This is a genomic window from Halopiger goleimassiliensis (assembly GCF_000455345.1).
In the GTDB taxonomy this organism is placed as follows: domain Archaea; phylum Halobacteriota; class Halobacteria; order Halobacteriales; family Natrialbaceae; genus Halopiger_A; species Halopiger_A goleimassiliensis.
The window spans coordinates 1,078,508-1,094,674 of sequence record NZ_HG315690.1 but is presented as its reverse complement, the minus strand read 5'-3'; the positions used below and the strand labels follow the sequence as shown (position 1 = coordinate 1,094,674).

Here is a 16,167-nt window from a genome sequence, read left to right as displayed (position 1 = left end):
TGTTTCTCCTCTATCGGTCGAGTTCGGATCTCGAGCGGACGCCGTCGGGCCGTTCCTGACAGCCTCGAGACGACTACTGTCGGCGACCGATGCCCGAAAATCAAACTAGGGGCTGCTAGGCTTCCGCCTGCCAGTTGCGCACTCGATCCGCGCTGATCCCTTCGACGTCGTCGGCGACGTCGTCGGGGTCTGCCTCGGTCAGGTCGTCGATCGATTCGATGCCGGCCTCGGCGAGTTTCTCGACGGTCTTCGCACCGATACCGTCCAGCGACTCGAGGTCGGATCCCGAATCGCTCTCGCGGGCCTGGAACTCCCGGTAGTTGCAGATGGGACAGCCCAGTTCCCAGGGCTCGTCGCCGCTGTGGACGACGAGTTCGGGCAGGTCGTGTTCCTCACAGCGCATCTCGGTGACCTCGATCTCGCCGCGGCGGGGCAGCGGCAGCGAGTAGTCGCAGTCGGGATAGCGCGTACAGCCGACCAGCCGGGAGCCGCTCTGGAGGGTCTTGATCGCCAGTTCGCCGTCGTGTTCCTCCCCGCAGTCGGGACACTCCCCGAGGACGGGACCCTCGCCGGCCTCCTCGGACTTGCAGAGCGGACAGCCGTGGACGAACGTCTGGCGGCCGGCGAGCATCTTCACCTCGTTCAGGCCGTGTTCGTCGCACTCGGACTCCAGAATGAGGGGCTTGCCCGTCGAGGGCAGCGGCAGCGTGAACTCGCAGTCGGGGTAGCCGTCGCAGCCGACGAAGTACGAGCCGTGACGGCTGCGCCGGACGAGCAGGTCCTCCCCACACTCGGGGCACGGTCCGAGGCGCTTGTCGTCCTTGAGTGATTTCCGGAGGTGGTCGCCGATCTCCTCGCGGGAGTCGGCCAGGTTCGCGAAGATCTCCTCGAGCATCTCGCGGGACTCGTCGGTCACCTCCGAGAGGTCGGCTTCACCGGAGGCGATGGCGTCCATGTCGGCCTCGAGCTGGGCGGTCATCTCCTCGCTGACGACGCGGTCGGCGTAGCTCTCGGCGGCCTCGACGACGGCCCGCGCGAGTCTGGTCGGTCGCGGCGGATCGCCCTCGACGTACCCCCGGTCGTAGAGCTTCTCTAAGATGTCGTGGCGGGTCGCCTTCGTCCCGATGCCCATCTCCTCCATCGTCTCGATGAGCCGGGACTGGCCGTAGCGACGGGGCGGCTGAGTCTGTTTCTCCTCGAGGTCGACGGTCTCGATCGAGAGTTCCTCGCCCTCCTCGACGTCGGGAACGTAGTTCTCGGTGGTCGAGAAGTACGGGTAGACCTCGTGGTAGCCGGGTTCGACGAGGCGCTTGCCGTTGGCCTTCAGCCGGTGCTCGCCCGCTTCGGCGACGACCTTGAGGTGTTCCCAGACGGCGGCGTCGGCGACCGTCGCGTAGAAGCGCCGGACGACGAGTTCGAAGATCTCCCACTCGTCGTCCGAGACGTCTCCGCGGGAGGGGATCTCGCCCGTCGGATGGATCGGGGGGTGGTCGGTCGTCTCCTCGTCGCCTTCCGTCGGGCGGATCTCGTCGGCCTCGAGCAGCGCCTCGGCGTCCTCGCCCAGCGTCGGGTGGCCGACGAACTCGTCGAGCAGTTCGTCGGGTTCGAGGTCGTCGGGGTAGACGGTGTTGTCGGTTCGCGGGTAGGTGATGTAGCCGGCCGTGTAGAGGTCCTCGGCGATCGACATCGCCCGCTGGGCGGAGTAGCCGATCGCGCCGGCCGCGCGAATGAACTGGGTGGTGTTGAAGGGCGTCGGCGGCGCGTCCGTCCGGGTGCGACGGTTGACGTCGACGACGGTGGCCGCGTCGGCGCTCGAGAGCGTCCCGTAGACGTCCTCGGCGATCGACTCCTCCCAGACGCGTTCGGCCTCGTTGTCGTCCTCGTCGTAGTAGAAGTACTGGGCGTCGAAGGTCTCGGCGTCGTCCCGGCGCTTCTGCAGGTCCGCGAACAGTTCCCAGTAGTCCTCGGGGTCGAACGCCTCGATCTCGCGCTCGCGGTCGACGATCAGCTTCAGCGTCGGCGACTGGACGCGCCCGACGGAGATGAAGTCGTTGCCGAGCTGGCCCGCCGACAGCGAGAGAAAGCGCGTGAGCGCCGCGCCCCAGACGAGGTCGATGATCTGGCGGGCCTCGCCCGCGGCCGCCAGATCGAAGTCGAGGTCGTCGGGGTCGTCGAACGCGCTCTGGACCTCGTTCTCCGTGATCGAGGAGAACCGAACCCGGCGGATCGGTACGTCCTCGTCGACGTCGCGAACGATGTCGTAGGCCTCTTTCCCGATGAGTTCGCCCTCGCGGTCGTAGTCGGTCGCGATCGTGACGCGTTCGGCCCGCCGCGCGAGGATCCGCAGCGTCGCGACGATGTTCTCCTTCGTCGGCGTCTTCTCGATGCTCGCGTCGATGAGTTCGACGGGTTCGACGTCCCGCCAGTCCGAGTACTCCGGCGGGAAGTCCACGCCGACGACGTGGCCCGACAGCCCCACGCAGCGCTTGCCGCCCCACTCGTAGACGTTGACGCCGTTCTCGCGGCTCGAGTCGTAGGTGCCGCCCGACAGGATGTCGGCGATCCGCCGCGCGGCGTTGTCCTTCTCGGTGATGATCAGTTCCACCGTGGCTCACCTCCGCGGTGGCTCCGGGTCCCTCCCGATCGTGGGCGAGTGTCGTCCATCGTCGCCCGCTACGATTGAGTTGCTGATAACGCTTTCGCCAAAACCGGCAGACAGCGCGGCTGTGCGCGCGATCGGGCGTGTGCGCTCGCACGTGAGAGCCATGCTGTATCGACCTCGAGCGACGGTCGCTACCGCGGCAACTCCGCGCTCGGCGTCGCGGCCCGCGGGAGCCGAATCGTCACGACCGTCCCGCCGTCGTCGCTGGACTCGAACGCGAGTTCGCCCTCGAGACTCGAGACGATCCAGTGGACGATCCACAGGCCGAGCCCGCTGGTGTGCTCGAGCTGGGACCGTTCGCGTTCGCCGGTGAGCAACTCGCGTTCGGAGGGCGGGATGCCGGGACCGTTGTCGGCGATCCGGAGCTCCACCTCGTCCTCGGCGGCCCGGTCGGTGACGCTGATCTCGAGTCGCGGCGTCGGCGCGTCGTTGTGCTCGATGGCGTTCTCGAGGACGTGCTCGAGAGCGATCCCCAGCGCTTCGCTGCCCTGGACCCAGCACCGGTCCGGAACCGATAGCTCCCACTCGAACGCGTCGTACTCCTCACGGAGGGTGGCCAGCGTCTCCATGACGACGCCGCCGATCTCGAGCGGCGTCTCGTCGCGCTCGTCCGTGAGCAACCGGTTGACCGTCCGGATGTCCTCGCTGATCGAGAGCAGGTCCTCGGCGACGTGGCGGATCTCGGCGGCGATCGGCTCCGACTCCGAGAGCTGATCCTCGAGGACCGCCGCGTAGCCGTCGATCACGTTCATCTGGTTGCGCATGTCGTGGCGGATGATCCGGTTCAACACGGCGAGCTGTTCGTTCTGCGCCTCGAGGCGGCGTTCGTAGCGAACGCGATCGGTCACGTCCTGGGTAACTCCGACCGCGGTGACCGGATCGCCGTCCTGGTCGAAGGTGAACTCGGCCGTCTCGCGGACCCACCTCGTCTCGCCGTCGACGACGATCCGGTGTTCGACGTCGTACGGTTCGCCATCGAGGGCTGCCTCCCAGGCCGCTTTGACTGCCGGCTCGTCGTCGGGATGGACGACGTCGTAAAACACGTCGTACGTCGGTTCGACGGTCTCCGACGAGAGGCCGAACAGGCGGTAGACCTCGTCGGACCACTCGAACTCGTCAGCCTGGACGTCGATCGTCCAGCTTCCGATGTCGGCGACCGACTGGGCCTGCTCGAGGTAGGCAGTTCGCTTCCGGAGCGTCGCCGCTGTCTGTTTGCGCTCGGTCACGTCGCGGGCGACGAGGACCACGGCCCGGTTCCCGTCGACCAGGTGATCGACCGGGGCGAATCGCCCCTCGAACCACCGGTGGCCTGCCGGGACCGGGAGTCGGTACTCGACGGTCTGGACGTCCCCGGTCTCGAGTGTGCGGTCGATCCCCGCCCGGAGCCGGTCGGCCTGTTCCGGCGGGAGAGCGTCTTCGAGGCGCTCGCCGACGAGGTCGTCGGGGTCGTCGATCAGCAGCGACGTCGAACGCTCGCTCGCGAACACCTCCAGGTGGCGGCCGTCCTCGTCGTAGACGATCGCGACGTCCGGAAACGCCGCCATGACGGCTTTGAGTTTCGCGTTGCTCGCACGAACGGCCTGCTGTCGGCGCTCCCGTTCGGTGACGTCCCAGATCGCGCCCCGGAGTCGGACGGTTCGTCCGTCTTCCTCGTAGGGCTCGCCACGCAGGCGGACCCAGCGGGTCCCTTCCTCGGCGACGATCCGTGCCGTCTCGTCGATCGTCGCACCTTCCACGATGGCGTGTTCGATCGCCCGTTCGATTCGGTCCCGGTCGTCGGGGTGGTAGTGGTCGATCGTCGCTTTCGGGTCCGTGTCCCGGCCGGGGCCGACGCCGAAGATCCGTCGCGCACCCGCGGTCCGTCGCAACTCGTCGCACTCGAGGTCGATCTCCCAGCCGCCGGCGTTCGCGAGCTCCTCGGTCTTCTCGAGCAGGTCGAGGCTCCGCTCGAGTTCCTGCTCGCGTTCGTGCAACGCGGACGCGTCGCGGACGGTCGCGACGAAGCGGTCGTCCTCGCGCCGTCGAACCCGTATCCGAATCGGTGCCTCCTCGCCGTCGCCTCGATCCGTTCGGCCGTCGATCGTCACCGATTCGCCGGCCCCACAACCCTCGAGTCGCGACCGGAGCTCCGCCCGATCGATCGTCCCCTCGAGGTCGGCGAGGTTCGATCCGGGGAGAACGTCGTCCTCCGGGTCGAGCAGGTCGGTCGTCCGCTCGTTCGCGAGTCGGATCGTCCCGTCGGGATCGAGGACCAGGATGCCGTCGGGCGCGTGGTCGACGGCCGATCGGTACTGCGATCGGGAGCGTTCGGCCCGGTACCGCTCGGCGTACGCCTCGATTCGCCGAGCGACGAGACGCGCATCGGCGTCTTCGACGGGCCCCGTGACGACGTCCGTCGCGCCGGCCTCGAGGAGGGTTGCGGGCTCGAGGCCGGCCGGCTCCTCCCAGCAGACGATCGGGATCGACGGTGCCGACTCCCTGAGGGCCTCGAGCGGTGCCGTCCCGTCCCGGTCTAGCAGGCGACCGCGACAGACGACGCAGTCGATGGGAGTTTCCGCCAGGCACTCGCGTGCGGCTTCGAGGCCGGCGGCGACGTGAATCCGGATCGGCGTCTCCTCGAGCGCGGTTTCGACCGTCCGCGCCCAGTCGCGCCGCTCGGCCACGACGAGCGCCGGCACGCGAGGGGGCGCTCCCGACCCGCGGTTCCCTCCCTGCTCTGACATTCGCCTCGTCATCAAGGCTCGTGGTTACGGGGTTCAACCTTTCGGCCGCATCGCCTCCGCGAGCACGGCCGTTCAGGTACCGGCGTCCGTCCGGTCAGTTTCGCGATCGCCCGACCGGGAGCCACTTCTCGAGGGTCGGGCTGAACTCGGCGGCCATCTGGGCGTCGGCGTCGGTGAACGCGTCCGTCGCGATCAGGGTGAGCGCGTAGGTGCCGACGACGACGACCGGCAACGCGGCGACGATCACGAGGTCGGACTCGAGGAAGACGACGACGGGGACGCCGGCCACGGTGGCAGGGACGGCGGCGGCGACGACCTTCCCGAAGTCCGCCGTGAACGGGTGGATCCCGTCGAGGTAGTAGAGTTCGCCGAGCGTGAGCGCGCCGACCAGGAACAGGGCCGTGGCCGATCCGATCGCGGCACCTTCCATCCCGACGAGCGGGACGAGCGCCGCCGAGCCGAGGAAGTTCACCCCGAAGAGGACGAGCGTGTTGACGAAGACGAACCGCGAGTAGCCCAATCCCTGTAAGAGGGAGCCGTCGGGACCGCCGAAGGTGACGTTGAACAGGAAGGCGGCGGCCAGCAGGGCGACGACGGCGTTGGCCTCCGCGTACTGGGGGGTGTACATGACGGCGAGGTAGGAACTCGCCCCCAGCGAGAGGACGATGGTGATCGGCAGCGTGATGCCGGCGATCCAGCGGGCCATGATCCGGAACCGCTGCTCGACCAGCTCGAGGTCGTCCCGGGTTTCGGCGATCAGCGGCTTGAACACCGGCGACAGCGAGTTGAAGACGATCATCAACCCTGAACCGAGCATGTAGCCGACCCGGTAGATTCCCACGTCCTCGGACGCGAGGAAGAAACCGAGCACGAAGTAATCGACGTGGCCCATCAACACGAAGACGACGCTGGTCATCGCCAGCGGCACCGAGTAGGTGACGAGTGGCTTCGCCGCGACCAGCTCGAGGTCCGCCGAGACGATGTCCCAGGCCTTGTACGCGAAGACGACGGCACCGACGCTGATCGCGACGAAGAGGCCGACGACGTAGCCGACGATGAGCCCGAGGAGCCCGTAGCCGGCAAGCAGCAGGCCCGCGGTGGCGGCGAACCGCACCGTCGGCCGTACGAGGTCCCGCATGACGACCCGGTACTGGAGTTTCTTGATGCTGTAGTAGGAGGTCAGCAGGACGTTGTAGATGGCCAGCATCGGAATCGTGACCGAGAGCAACAGGAGTGCGATCGCCATCGCCGGTTCCTGGAAGAACTGACCGACGACGCGCGTACTCGCCGCGAGCAGGAACGCGACCACCGACGAGGTGATGAGGACCGTCGCCGTCACCTGCACGATGACGCCTTTCGCCTTTCCGCGTTCGCCTTCGTCCAGGTACTGCGGGACGAAGTAATCGATCGCCAGCGGCAGCCCGACGTTGGCGAACACCTGCATGAAGAGGATGACCGACGTCGCCAGCACGAACAGTCCGTAGACCGAGGGGCTGACGAACCGCGTCATCAACATCACGATGGCGAAGCCGAAGACCCCGTTGACGACGTTGCCGACGAACGTGATAGATCCCTGTTTCGCCAGCGTCGTGACGCCCTCGTCCCGATCGGACGCGGAGTCGCCGTCGGTGGCGTCACCGTCGTCGGATCGGTCCGCTGCACGGTCGGATGGACCGGGTGCGTCGGGACCGGTCGGAGGATCGTCGGGGTTAGCCATCGCCGCGCGTTCGAGTTCGGGGCCAACGAGCGGTCGGCTGTCGGTGCGATCGACCGGACGTGACCGGCCGACGCGACCGGACGAACGGCACCATTAGACCCCCGTCGCCGGCTCGAGTTCGTACGATTCGACTTCGGCGGCCCGCTCGCCGAAGTGAGGGTACTCGACCTCGAAGGGCCACTCCCGGCCGGTGGTGACGTCCGCGTCGACGTTCTCGATGACGCTCTCGAGTTGCTCGCCCTCGGCGTCGAAGAAGGTCGCCCGAATCTCGATGTAGCTGAGGGTCCTGTTGCCGACGTTACGGACGGCTCCCCAGACGGCGACCCGCTCGTCCTCCGTGCCGGGGTCGTCCCGCAGCAGGTCGTGCCAGACGATTTCGACGTCGCCGGGGTCGGTGATCTCCTCGCCGTCGTCGTCGGTGACGTACTCGAGACAGCCCGCGGCCGCGGTCGAGACGGCGGCTGCCAGCGCGAGGAACGCACGGCGGTACATCTATGCCCCGTATGCGAGGGCGAACCTTGAGGGTTCGGGGGGCAAGTTTCGGGTCGTCCCGGCTCTACGGGATCGACCGACCGGAATGGCTAGGCGTATCCATCCCGAGCGCGAACGGGTCGGCTATGAACGGGGAGCCCCACGTCCTCCTGACGAACGACGACGGGATCGACGCGCCCGGTATCCAGGCGCTGTACGACGCGCTCACCGACGTTGCCTCGGTCACCGTCGTCGCTCCCGACGGGAACCAGAGTGCGGTCGGACGATCGCTGTCCTACGGCCGGACCAGCGACGAGAGCGACGGCGAGGAACTGTCGACCTCCCTCGCGGAGGCGACGTTCACGTCACCAGTTCCGCACGCGGAGCACGAACTCGGCTACGCGGTCGACGGGACCCCCTGTGACTGTGCGATCGTCGGCGTCAACGCCATCGAGCCCGAACCCGATCTCGTGGTCTCGGGCTGCAACTCCGGGGCGAACCTCGGGGCCTACGTCTTCTCGCGCTCGGGCACCGTCAGCGCCGCGATGGAGGCCGCGTTCCTCGAGACGCCCGCCATCGCCGTCTCGATGGATACGCTGGGGCTCGAAGAACCGACGGTCGACGACTTCGAACGCGCCGGCGACTTCGCCGCAACGCTCGTCGAGGGAGTGCCCGGAACCGGGCTGTTCGACCGCGTCGATTACCTGAACGTGAACGTCCCCCGGCCCGACCGGATGGCCGGCGAGGTCGCGATCACGCGCCCGACGGAGGTCTACGAGATGGACGCGGCGCTGGTCGACGGTCAGTTCCAGTTGACGAACCGCCTCTGGCAGCAGATGGCCAACCGCGACATCCCGGACCCCGAGGATACGGACCGCCACGCCCTGCTCGAGGGCGCGGTCTCGATCTCGCCGATGCAGGTCCCCTACGAAGTCGTCGAGACCGACCCCGTCCGGTCGCTCCTTGGACGACTGGTCGACGCCGTCTGAGACGGTCGACTGTCCGTCAGTTCCGGCGCAACCGTCGCTGGATCGCGGTTCACCGGTAAGCCGGTACAGCAGTCCGGACGAATGGGTTCGGCGACGCCGGTACGGCTCACTCGACGCCGACGATCTCGAACCGCGCACCGCCGGCGTCGCTTTCGGTCGCTCGCACGTCCCACCCGTGTGCGTCCGCGATCCGCCTGACGATGTCGAGGCCGAGTCCGGTCCCGTCGACCCCGGTCGAGTAGCCGGGGTCGAACACCTTCTCGCGTTCGCCGTTCGCGAACCCGGTGCCGTCGTCGGCCACGTAAAACCCGTTTTCCTCGGGGAGATCGCCGACCGTGATCGTCACGTCACTGCCGCCGTGTTCGATGGCGTTCCCGATGAGGTTCTCGAGGAGTTGCCGGAGTCGGTTGCGATCCGCTGCGATCGTCCGGTCGGTCTCGACCTCGAGCGCCGCGTCTTTCGTGTCGATATACCGCCAGCACTCCGGAACCAGGGTTGCGAGGTCGACCGGCTCGAGGTCGTCGATCTCTTCGCCCTCGCGGGCGAGCGTGAGCAGGTCCTCGATCAGCGTCTCGATTCGCTCGAGCGCCTCCATCGTGGCCTCGAGGGAGTCGTCGTCGTACTGCTCGCGGGCGATCGAGAGGTGCCCTTTCGCCACGTTGACTGGGTTCCGGAGGTCGTGTGAGACGACCCGGACGAACTCGTCGAGGCGATCGTTCTGTCGCTCCAGTTGCTCGGTCCGTTCCCGAAGTACCCGCTTGTCCTGAAGCTGGGCGAGTTTGACGCGGGCGTGGCCCACGAGTAACTCGGCGAACTCGCGGTCGTCCCGGTCGAACGCGCCCACCTCGCTCGCGCCGGTCTGGAACGTGCCGAACTCGCCGATGGGAACGGTCAGGGCGGATCGGTAGTCCGGGTCCGCGGGCGTGACGTCGAACTCCCGTAGATCGTCGACGAGGATCGTCTCCTGGCGCTTGTAGGATCGAACGGCGAACGTGTCGTCGTTTTCGAGCGACGTTCGCTCGTAGTAGCCCCCGTCCTTGAGGTCGAGCGTCGACGCCTCCTGCACGAGGTAGCCGTCCCGCTTGATGTCGACGGCGACGTAGTCGAACTCGAGGACCCGGTCCGCCGTCCTGATCAGCGTCTCGTAGACGGCCGCCGGTTCGTCCGCGCTTCCGATCTCCCTGGCTGCGGAGTGGAGTGCGGACAACGTTCGCTCGCGTTCTTTCCGATCGGTAACGTCCCGCGTCAGCACCACGAGTCGGACGACCGATCCGTCGTCGACGATCGGCTCCCCCCGCGTCCGAACCCAGGCGAGGTCGTCGTCGCGCCGGATCCGGTACTCGAGATCCACCGAGGTGCCGTCCGAGAGGCGGTCCATCGCCGCCCGAACTCGTTCCCGGTCGTCCGGATGGACGGCGTTCAGGAAGTCCTCCGGCGTCCCCGTCAACTCCGCCGCCGTCCGATCCCAGATCCGTTCGTACCCCGAGACGAACGAGAGTTCGCTCCACTCGGGGTCGACGATCCAGAGGCAGTCCGGAACGGCGTCGGTTACCTCCCGGAATCGCCGACGCTGGCGGTCGGCCCGGCGATCGGCTCGGTACCGGTCGGCGGCGGTCGTGATCCGATTCGCGAGCACGAAACACCGCTCGGAGACCGACTCCGCCACGACGACATCGCTCGCACCACTATCGATCGCCTCACGGGCACGCTCTTCGTCCGGAACGACGAGCACGACCGGTATCGCCGGATACCGGTCTCGGATGGCCGCGAGCAGTTCGTCGCCCGTCCCGTCGGGGCCGTGTACCGTCGATACGAGACACTCGATCGGGCGACGGTCGACGGCCTCGAGCGCCGCGTCGACCGTCGGAACGGTATCGGCCGCGATCCGGTCAGTTTCCGCCTCGAGTCCGGTCGCCAGTCGCTCCCCGCGTTCGGCTTCGTCGACGACGAGGACCCGTACCGGGTCACTCCGATCGTCGTAGAACGGATCTATGTCATTTCTATCGGACATTTCCAGTACGAACGTTCGGTTTCCACGACCTGTGGAACAATACCTTCTATTCTGCCCCGACTGTTAACTATCCATCGGAGCCCCTCAGTTCTGCCACCTGTCAGGTGACGTGACTCCGACGGACCGCTACTCGGATCGGCGGAGTATCGGTCGGTCCGTCGCTGGGAGACGAATACCGGATCGAAAACACGTATACACGCTCGCTCGAACACACGGATACATGGAGTGTCGCCACTGTGCCTCGCCCCTCGAGAAACCCGGCGACTTCTGTCTGGTCTGCCGGGAGCGAAACGCCGAGGCGGTGGTGCTCGAGGCGGCCCGCGACCGGGCGACGCTGACGATGCTCGCGGGCGAGGACGACGCGCGTGGCGAGGAGGACCTCGTGCTCGGCGAGACGACGATCACGACGACGCCGGAGGACGGCGGCGAGTCGGGCGTCGTCGAACTGCGGAACTTCGCCGGCCTGATCGGCGACGAGATCCGCCGCAAACGTCCCGAGGAGGTCTACGCCGGCGGCTCCCGGGAGGTGATCCGGGCCGTCCGCGAGGACGTCCACCATCCGTTCTACCGCGTCGGCGACGACGATCCGGTCCGGGCGGTCCTCGAGCGGCGCTCGAATCGGGCGCTGGACGTCGTCGAGACGCCGCCCGCGGAGAAGATCAGCGGGAGTCACTCGACGCTGATCGGCGGCCGCACGGGGATGCGAGCCATCCGGACCGTCGCCGACCACCCCCACGTGAAGAAGGTCATTCCGGGCCCCATCGACGCCGGCGGGAAGGGCTCGCAGTCCGGCCTGCGCGCGAAGGTCACCCGGGCCGACGACGGCGGCAACGTTCGCATGCTCCTGCGTGACGGCTCGAGCGTCCAGGAGAACCGCGTGGTGACGACCGCGCGCAACCGCGAGATGGGCGAACGCATCCGCGAGGACTTGAACGAGGTCCTCGAGAACGCCGATTTCCAGTAATTCTGGCCGCCCCGACCACGAGGCCGCGTGGTCATCACGCGAGTACTGTCACGACCCGATGGAAGTGTCACTCCCTGCTGGTAGTCCCGGCCTTATCGGCGCGGCCGTAATGAGATATAATTAGCCATGCTCGAGCGCGCCGACGCGGTCCTGGCAGCGATTCCGCTGCTGGCGGTCAGTGGGCTCGTCCTCCGATCGGTCATCGCGGCGACGGGCGTCGGGACGGGACTGCTGGCGCTCCCGCTGGCGACGCTCGGGTCCGTCGCGGCGCTCGGGGTGATCTGCTGGGAGTTGCTCGTGGGTCCCCTCGCGAGCTACGGGTCGGGATAGCGACGACGCCGTAACCGCCAGGTGGTCGACTACGGAGTGGGTTCCCTGTCGGCGGTCAAGCGCGTGTAGCCGATCGAAAAGACGACGAAGACGGCTACTGCGCCGACTCCGACGCCGATCCAGTCCCCGTACGGGACGCCGTACGCCAGCAGGGCACGACCGAACAGTTTCCCGACGTATGCCATCGTCAGGAAGACGGCCATTCCGAGGGCGAACCGGAGGACGAAATTTCGTTCGACGACGTTCTGTTCCATACCAAACAGTTCTCGCCAGGGATTATAGCTCTTCTGTAGCGACCCTCCTACCTCGAGAGCGGTCCCCCTGGCGGTACGGGTCGGTGGCGGCACGGGTCTGCCACCCGCCTCAGAGGATCGCTTCCAGGCCCTCGAGCGACGACAGTTCGTAGGTCGGCTGGTGTTCGTCGGGCCGGCCGTCGCCGACGATCCAGGCCGAGTCGAGCCCCATCGCGTTCGCGCCCGCGACGTCGGCGTGCAGCGAGTCGCCGACGTGGATCGCCGCGTCGGGCGCGGTCTCGAGCGCCGAGAGCGCACACTCGAAGGGTTCGGCGTTGGGCTTGGGGTAGATGCCCGCGCTCGGTTCCGTGAAGACGCGGACGTCGAAGGCGTCCTCGATGCCCAGCGTCCGCAGTTTCTGCGTCTGGGTCTCGCGGCCGCCGTTGGTGATGAGCCCGACCCCCGCTCGCTGCCGGGCGTACTCGAGGACGGTCTCCGCGCCCGGCCGGAACCGGACGGCGGTCGGATCGTACGCCTCGAGGTAGGCCTCGGCCAGCGCCGGTGCGACGGCGGGATCACGTCCCGCACGTTCGGCGACCGCGGTAAAGAGGTGCTCGTAGAACTCCCGGTCGCTCTCCGCGGTCGGCAACGAGGGGATCGCGTCGCGGAGGTCCGCGGGGGCACAGAACGGGTCGCAGCCGACGCTCGCGAAAGCTGACTCGAGCAGGGCGTCGGGATCCTGCGTCGACTCGCAGAGGGTCCGATCGAGATCGAAACAGATCGCGTCGTAGGCAGCCATCTGCCAGTGGTAGGGTCGAGGACCTCCTGAACGTTTCGACCTCCTCGATCCGGCCTCCCCGCGGTTCTGCGGGACTGGCTCGACCGAGAAGCCAAGCAGCGCTCTTCGAACGTGTCGTGTCAGTCACGGGAATCCGCGTTTCGGTGCCATTATTTCGGCGGCGACCCCTCACGCAGTATGGACGTCGTCAAACGTGTCCATATCGCCGCCCTCGGCTACGAGTTCGACCGCATTCTCGAGCCGATCCGCGACCAGCGTGCCGACCTCGTCTACCTCCTCGAGGACGAAAACGGGGCGACGTCGGCCGACTACCACGCGGACCTCCGTGCCGAACTCGAGTCGGTCGTCCCCGAGATCAGAACGCAGCCGTGTGACCTCTCGGACGTCTACGCCGTCCTCGGTGACGTGACGACGATCGCCTCCCGTCACGCCGACGACATCGTCTCGGTGAACGTCTCGAGCGCCGGTACGATCCCGGCGATCGGCATGACGATCGCGTGCATGGACGTCTCGACGGACGCCCACGCCTACTACGTCGAACCGGACGAGTACGCCCACGACGGCCACAGCGAACCGGTGACTGGGGGCGTCGACGAGATCGAGGAGCTACCGATCTACCCGATCGACTCGCCGACCCGGGATCAGGTCGCGATCATGGGCTTTCTCGCGACGCCCGAGGCCTGGGACGGCTACCACGAGGATCGAACCGCGCCGCCGAAGAAGAAGGACCTCATCGAGTTCGCCCGCGACGTCGACCTCTCGTTTATGGCCGATCGCCGATCGCCCGAGGACCGCACGAGCGAGGACAAGGGTGCCTTCCGCGTCCTCGATACGCACGTCCTCGAGCCGTTGCTCGACGACGGCTACGTCACGATCGAATCCGTCGGCCGTCGCCGCGTGGTCGAACTCACCGACCGCGGCGAGAACGCCTACCGGGCGTTCCGCCACAAACTCGAGGGCCTCGAGTCGATACCCCAAGCGATTAGAGCGCCCGACTCCCTCGACGTGGCGAGCGACTGAGACGGGCCGCTCCCGGTCAGTTTCGGTACGCGGACCGCCCGATTCGTGGTTGGGCGGTAGCAGTTCGTCCGTGGCGTTCCCCCACCCGGACGGACTGCCCGTCTGTGCGGCAGCGATTCGTCACCCCCTAGTCGTGTTCGCACGCGCCATCGCGGTCGGCGTCCTCGTGGAGCGCCCGGTAGAGCGTCGACCCCAGTCGTGCGAGTTCGAGGTCGGCCTCGAGGCGCTCGACGTGATCGCGGAGCTGTTCCGCGTCGATGGCATCCCCCACCCGCTCGTCATCGCGGCTATCGTCGGCGCTGTCGCCCCCGTCGCTCTCGGCGACGCCGTCAGCGGGATCGCAATCGTCGGCGTCGGTGCCCTCGCCGGCATCGGCGACCGATCCGAGCGCCCGCCCCAGAAGCCAGGGAGCCTCGTCGGCGAGATACGAGTCCGGCAACTGGAGGGCGTGGAGCCGGTCGTGTTCGACTGCGGTCAGCAGCTCTCGGGCGACGATGAGTCGCCGTCGACACGACCGGATCACCTCCTCGTCAGCAGGTGGGGCCAGCCGACTCGCGATCGTCTCCTCGGCAGCAGCGACCGTCTCGGGAGCGACGTCGAACGGCGCGGCGACCTCGTCGGCGGCGAGGGTCGGGCGACGGCTGCGACGACTCGCGAGTCGGAGAGCACCGAGTACGGCAGCGCGGTGGCCGTACTCGCGTGCCGCCAGTTCGCCCGCGCGTTCGTACGCGGCCCGGGCGACGTCGACGAACTCCTCGGCCTCGATGCGACGGGCGACACGTTCGACACACGATCCGTCGCCGGACTGTAACTGGCGCTGACCCATATTCGAGTGCTCTCGGGGTCGAATATTAGCTACTTTGAAGAAAGTATTCGTACTATCGTTACTATCGTTACTTCCTGAACTATCGGTCGAATCTGCCACGAATCCCGTCGACACTACCCGTTTCGAGACGTCCGACGACGGCTGATCTCCCCTCTCGTTCGCAGCGATCGGCCGTGCCTGCGCGATTCGCCACGTTCAAGCCGATTCCCTGCGACCGTCAGGGTATGACCCGATCCGTCTGGATCAAAGCCGACGACACCGTCGGCGACTGGGACGACCGCCGGGCGCGGATCACCGCCGCGCTCGAGGCGGGTGTCGACTGGGTACTCGTCGACGAGGAGGACGTGGCCCGCGTGCGCGAACTCGGCGACATCGACGTCGCCGCCTTTCGAACCGACGGCGACGTGACGCTGGTCGACGACGCCGAAGCGGACGGCGACGCGGCGGTCGAACCCGACGCCGTCGTCGTCGGCAAGGACGGCGAAGGCGACGGGACGATCGACATGCCCGAGGACCTCTCGGGATCGGCGGACCTGACGACGCTGCGTCGGCGCGACGGCGACCTCGAGCGTGGCGCGTACGTCCGCATCCTCGATACGGAGTACGAACGCTTCGCGGAGACGGCGGCCGAGGAAGCCGATTACACCATCGTCGTCGGCGAGGACTGGACGATCATCCCGCTGGAGAACTTGATCGCCCGGATCGGCGAGGAGACCGACCTCGTCGCGGGCGTGACCAGCGCCGAGGAAGCGAAGACCGCCTTCGAGACGCTCGAGATCGGTGCCGACGCCGTGTTGCTCGATTCGGACGATCCCGACGAGATCCGCCGGACCGTCGAGGTCCGGGACGAGGCCGAGCGCGAATCGCTCGACCTGGAGTACGCAGAGGTGCTCGAGGTCGAACGGGCCGGCAGCGCCGACCGGGTCTGTATCGACACCGGGAACCTGCTGGATCACGACGAGGGGATGCTCGTCGGCTCTATGAGTCGCGGCCTCGTCTTCGTCCACGCCGAGACCGCCGAGTCCCCGTACGTCGCCTCCCGACCGTTCCGCGTCAACGCGGGCGCGGTCCACGCCTACGTCCGCACGCCCGACGGCGGCACGAAGTACCTCTCCGAGTTGCAAAGCGGCGACGAGGTCCAGGTCGTCGACACGAACGGCAACACCCGCGAGGCCATCGTCGGCCGCGTCAAGATCGAGCAGCGCCCGATGTTCCGGATCGCCGTAGAGACTGCGGAGGGCGACCGGGTCGAGACCCTGCTGCAGAACGCAGAGACCATCAAGGTCGCCTCGAGCGAAGGCCGCAAGGCCGTGACCGACCTCGAGGCCGGCGACGAACTGCTGCTGTACTACGAGGACACGGCGCGACACTTCGGCGAGGCCGTCGAGGAGAGTATTATCGAGAAGTAGCGACGTCGATCGA

The 16,167-nt window shown here is 67.5% G+C and carries 13 protein-coding genes; 5 read left to right on the top strand and 8 right to left on the bottom strand.

Translation table 11 applies throughout. The features are described from left to right. Positions 1-115: 115 nt before the first annotated feature. The 4 genes from TX79_RS05350 to TX79_RS05335 all read right to left on the bottom strand — a co-directional run bounded on the left by TX79_RS05350 (position 116) and on the right by TX79_RS05335 (position 7,594). Positions 116-2,605 (bottom strand): DNA topoisomerase I, encoded by a 2,490-nt coding sequence (locus tag TX79_RS05350; RefSeq protein WP_049926193.1) that lies wholly within the window; start codon positions 2,603-2,605, stop codon positions 116-118. A gap of 188 nt (positions 2,606-2,793) precedes the next feature. Next, positions 2,794-5,385, bottom strand: coding sequence for a PAS domain S-box protein (locus TX79_RS05345; RefSeq protein WP_195892460.1), 2,592 nt, complete (start codon positions 5,383-5,385; stop codon positions 2,794-2,796). A 94-nt stretch (positions 5,386-5,479) separates the two neighbouring features. Further along, positions 5,480-7,102 carry a flippase gene (locus tag TX79_RS05340; RefSeq protein ID WP_081655490.1) on the bottom strand — a complete coding sequence of 541 codons (1,623 nt, stop codon included), beginning with the start codon at positions 7,100-7,102 and terminating at the stop codon, positions 5,480-5,482. 93 nt (positions 7,103-7,195) lie between these two features. Further along, a complete protein-coding gene (locus TX79_RS05335) occupies positions 7,196-7,594 on the bottom strand; it encodes an FxLYD domain-containing protein (RefSeq protein WP_049926188.1) in 399 nt (132 codons plus the stop codon). Between the two features lie 125 nt (positions 7,595-7,719). Here TX79_RS05335 and surE point away from each other — a divergent pair, with 125 nt between their 5' ends. Then, positions 7,720-8,562 (top strand): 5'/3'-nucleotidase SurE, encoded by an 843-nt coding sequence (surE, locus tag TX79_RS05330; protein ID WP_049926186.1) that lies wholly within the window; start codon positions 7,720-7,722, stop codon positions 8,560-8,562. A gap of 106 nt (positions 8,563-8,668) precedes the next feature. Here the strand turns inward: surE and TX79_RS05325 are convergent, their stop codons facing one another. Continuing rightward, positions 8,669-10,573: a hybrid sensor histidine kinase/response regulator gene (locus TX79_RS05325; RefSeq protein ID WP_049926184.1), complete on the bottom strand. Its 1,905-nt coding sequence runs from the start codon at positions 10,571-10,573 to the stop codon at positions 8,669-8,671. 220 nt (positions 10,574-10,793) lie between these two features. On the opposite strand from TX79_RS05325, the gene TX79_RS05320 reads away from it, so the two are divergent. Continuing rightward, positions 10,794-11,537 carry a DUF2103 domain-containing protein gene (locus TX79_RS05320; protein WP_049926183.1) on the top strand — a complete coding sequence of 248 codons (744 nt, stop codon included), beginning with the start codon at positions 10,794-10,796 and terminating at the stop codon, positions 11,535-11,537. Positions 11,538-11,663: 126 nt separating this feature from the next. Further along, entirely contained in the window at positions 11,664-11,867 is a 204-nt protein-coding gene (locus tag TX79_RS05315) for a hypothetical protein (RefSeq protein WP_049926182.1), read from the top strand. A gap of 29 nt (positions 11,868-11,896) precedes the next feature. Here TX79_RS05315 and TX79_RS05310 read toward each other — a convergent pair whose 3' ends face one another. Then, positions 11,897-12,121: a hypothetical protein gene (locus tag TX79_RS05310; RefSeq protein WP_049926181.1), complete on the bottom strand. Its 225-nt coding sequence runs from the start codon at positions 12,119-12,121 to the stop codon at positions 11,897-11,899. A gap of 109 nt (positions 12,122-12,230) precedes the next feature. Next, a complete protein-coding gene (locus TX79_RS05305; RefSeq protein ID WP_049926179.1) occupies positions 12,231-12,899 on the bottom strand; it encodes an HAD family hydrolase in 669 nt (222 codons plus the stop codon). Positions 12,900-13,076: 177 nt separating this feature from the next. On the opposite strand from TX79_RS05305, the gene TX79_RS05300 reads away from it, so the two are divergent. Beyond that, complete coding sequence (locus TX79_RS05300) at positions 13,077-13,919, top strand: HFX_2341 family transcriptional regulator domain-containing protein (RefSeq protein ID WP_049926177.1); 843 nt, start codon at positions 13,077-13,079, stop codon at positions 13,917-13,919. A 127-nt stretch (positions 13,920-14,046) separates the two neighbouring features. Here TX79_RS05300 and TX79_RS05295 read toward each other — a convergent pair whose 3' ends face one another. Continuing rightward, complete coding sequence (locus tag TX79_RS05295) at positions 14,047-14,745, bottom strand: hypothetical protein (protein ID WP_049926175.1); 699 nt, start codon at positions 14,743-14,745, stop codon at positions 14,047-14,049. A gap of 224 nt (positions 14,746-14,969) precedes the next feature. On the opposite strand from TX79_RS05295, the gene TX79_RS05290 reads away from it, so the two are divergent. Further along, the gene (locus TX79_RS05290; RefSeq protein WP_049926173.1) at positions 14,970-16,154 is read left to right on the top strand and encodes a 3-dehydroquinate synthase II; all 1,185 of its coding nucleotides are present in this window, start codon (positions 14,970-14,972) and stop codon (positions 16,152-16,154) included. The last annotated feature ends 13 nt before the right edge of the window (positions 16,155-16,167 follow it).

Excerpts from the sequence above, each read along its gene's own strand:
- TX79_RS05345 (WP_195892460.1), bottom strand. The coding sequence starts at position 5,385 with ATGTCAGAGCAGGGAGGGAACCGCGGGTCGGGAGCGCCCCCTCGCGTG.
- TX79_RS05340 (WP_081655490.1), bottom strand. The coding sequence starts at position 7,102 with ATGGCTAACCCCGACGATCCTCCGACCGGTCCCGACGCACCCGGTCCA.
- TX79_RS05335 (WP_049926188.1), bottom strand. The coding sequence starts at position 7,594 with ATGTACCGCCGTGCGTTCCTCGCGCTGGCAGCCGCCGTCTCGACCGCG.
- surE (WP_049926186.1), top strand. The coding sequence starts at position 7,720 with ATGAACGGGGAGCCCCACGTCCTCCTGACGAACGACGACGGGATCGAC.
- TX79_RS05325 (WP_049926184.1), bottom strand. The coding sequence starts at position 10,573 with ATGTCCGATAGAAATGACATAGATCCGTTCTACGACGATCGGAGTGAC.
- TX79_RS05320 (WP_049926183.1), top strand. The coding sequence starts at position 10,794 with ATGGAGTGTCGCCACTGTGCCTCGCCCCTCGAGAAACCCGGCGACTTC.
- TX79_RS05315 (WP_049926182.1), top strand. The coding sequence starts at position 11,664 with ATGCTCGAGCGCGCCGACGCGGTCCTGGCAGCGATTCCGCTGCTGGCG.
- TX79_RS05310 (WP_049926181.1), bottom strand. The coding sequence starts at position 12,121 with ATGGAACAGAACGTCGTCGAACGAAATTTCGTCCTCCGGTTCGCCCTC.
- TX79_RS05305 (WP_049926179.1), bottom strand. The coding sequence starts at position 12,899 with ATGGCTGCCTACGACGCGATCTGTTTCGATCTCGATCGGACCCTCTGC.
- TX79_RS05300 (WP_049926177.1), top strand. The coding sequence starts at position 13,077 with ATGGACGTCGTCAAACGTGTCCATATCGCCGCCCTCGGCTACGAGTTC.
- TX79_RS05295 (WP_049926175.1), bottom strand. The coding sequence starts at position 14,745 with ATGGGTCAGCGCCAGTTACAGTCCGGCGACGGATCGTGTGTCGAACGT.
- TX79_RS05290 (WP_049926173.1), top strand. The coding sequence starts at position 14,970 with ATGACCCGATCCGTCTGGATCAAAGCCGACGACACCGTCGGCGACTGG.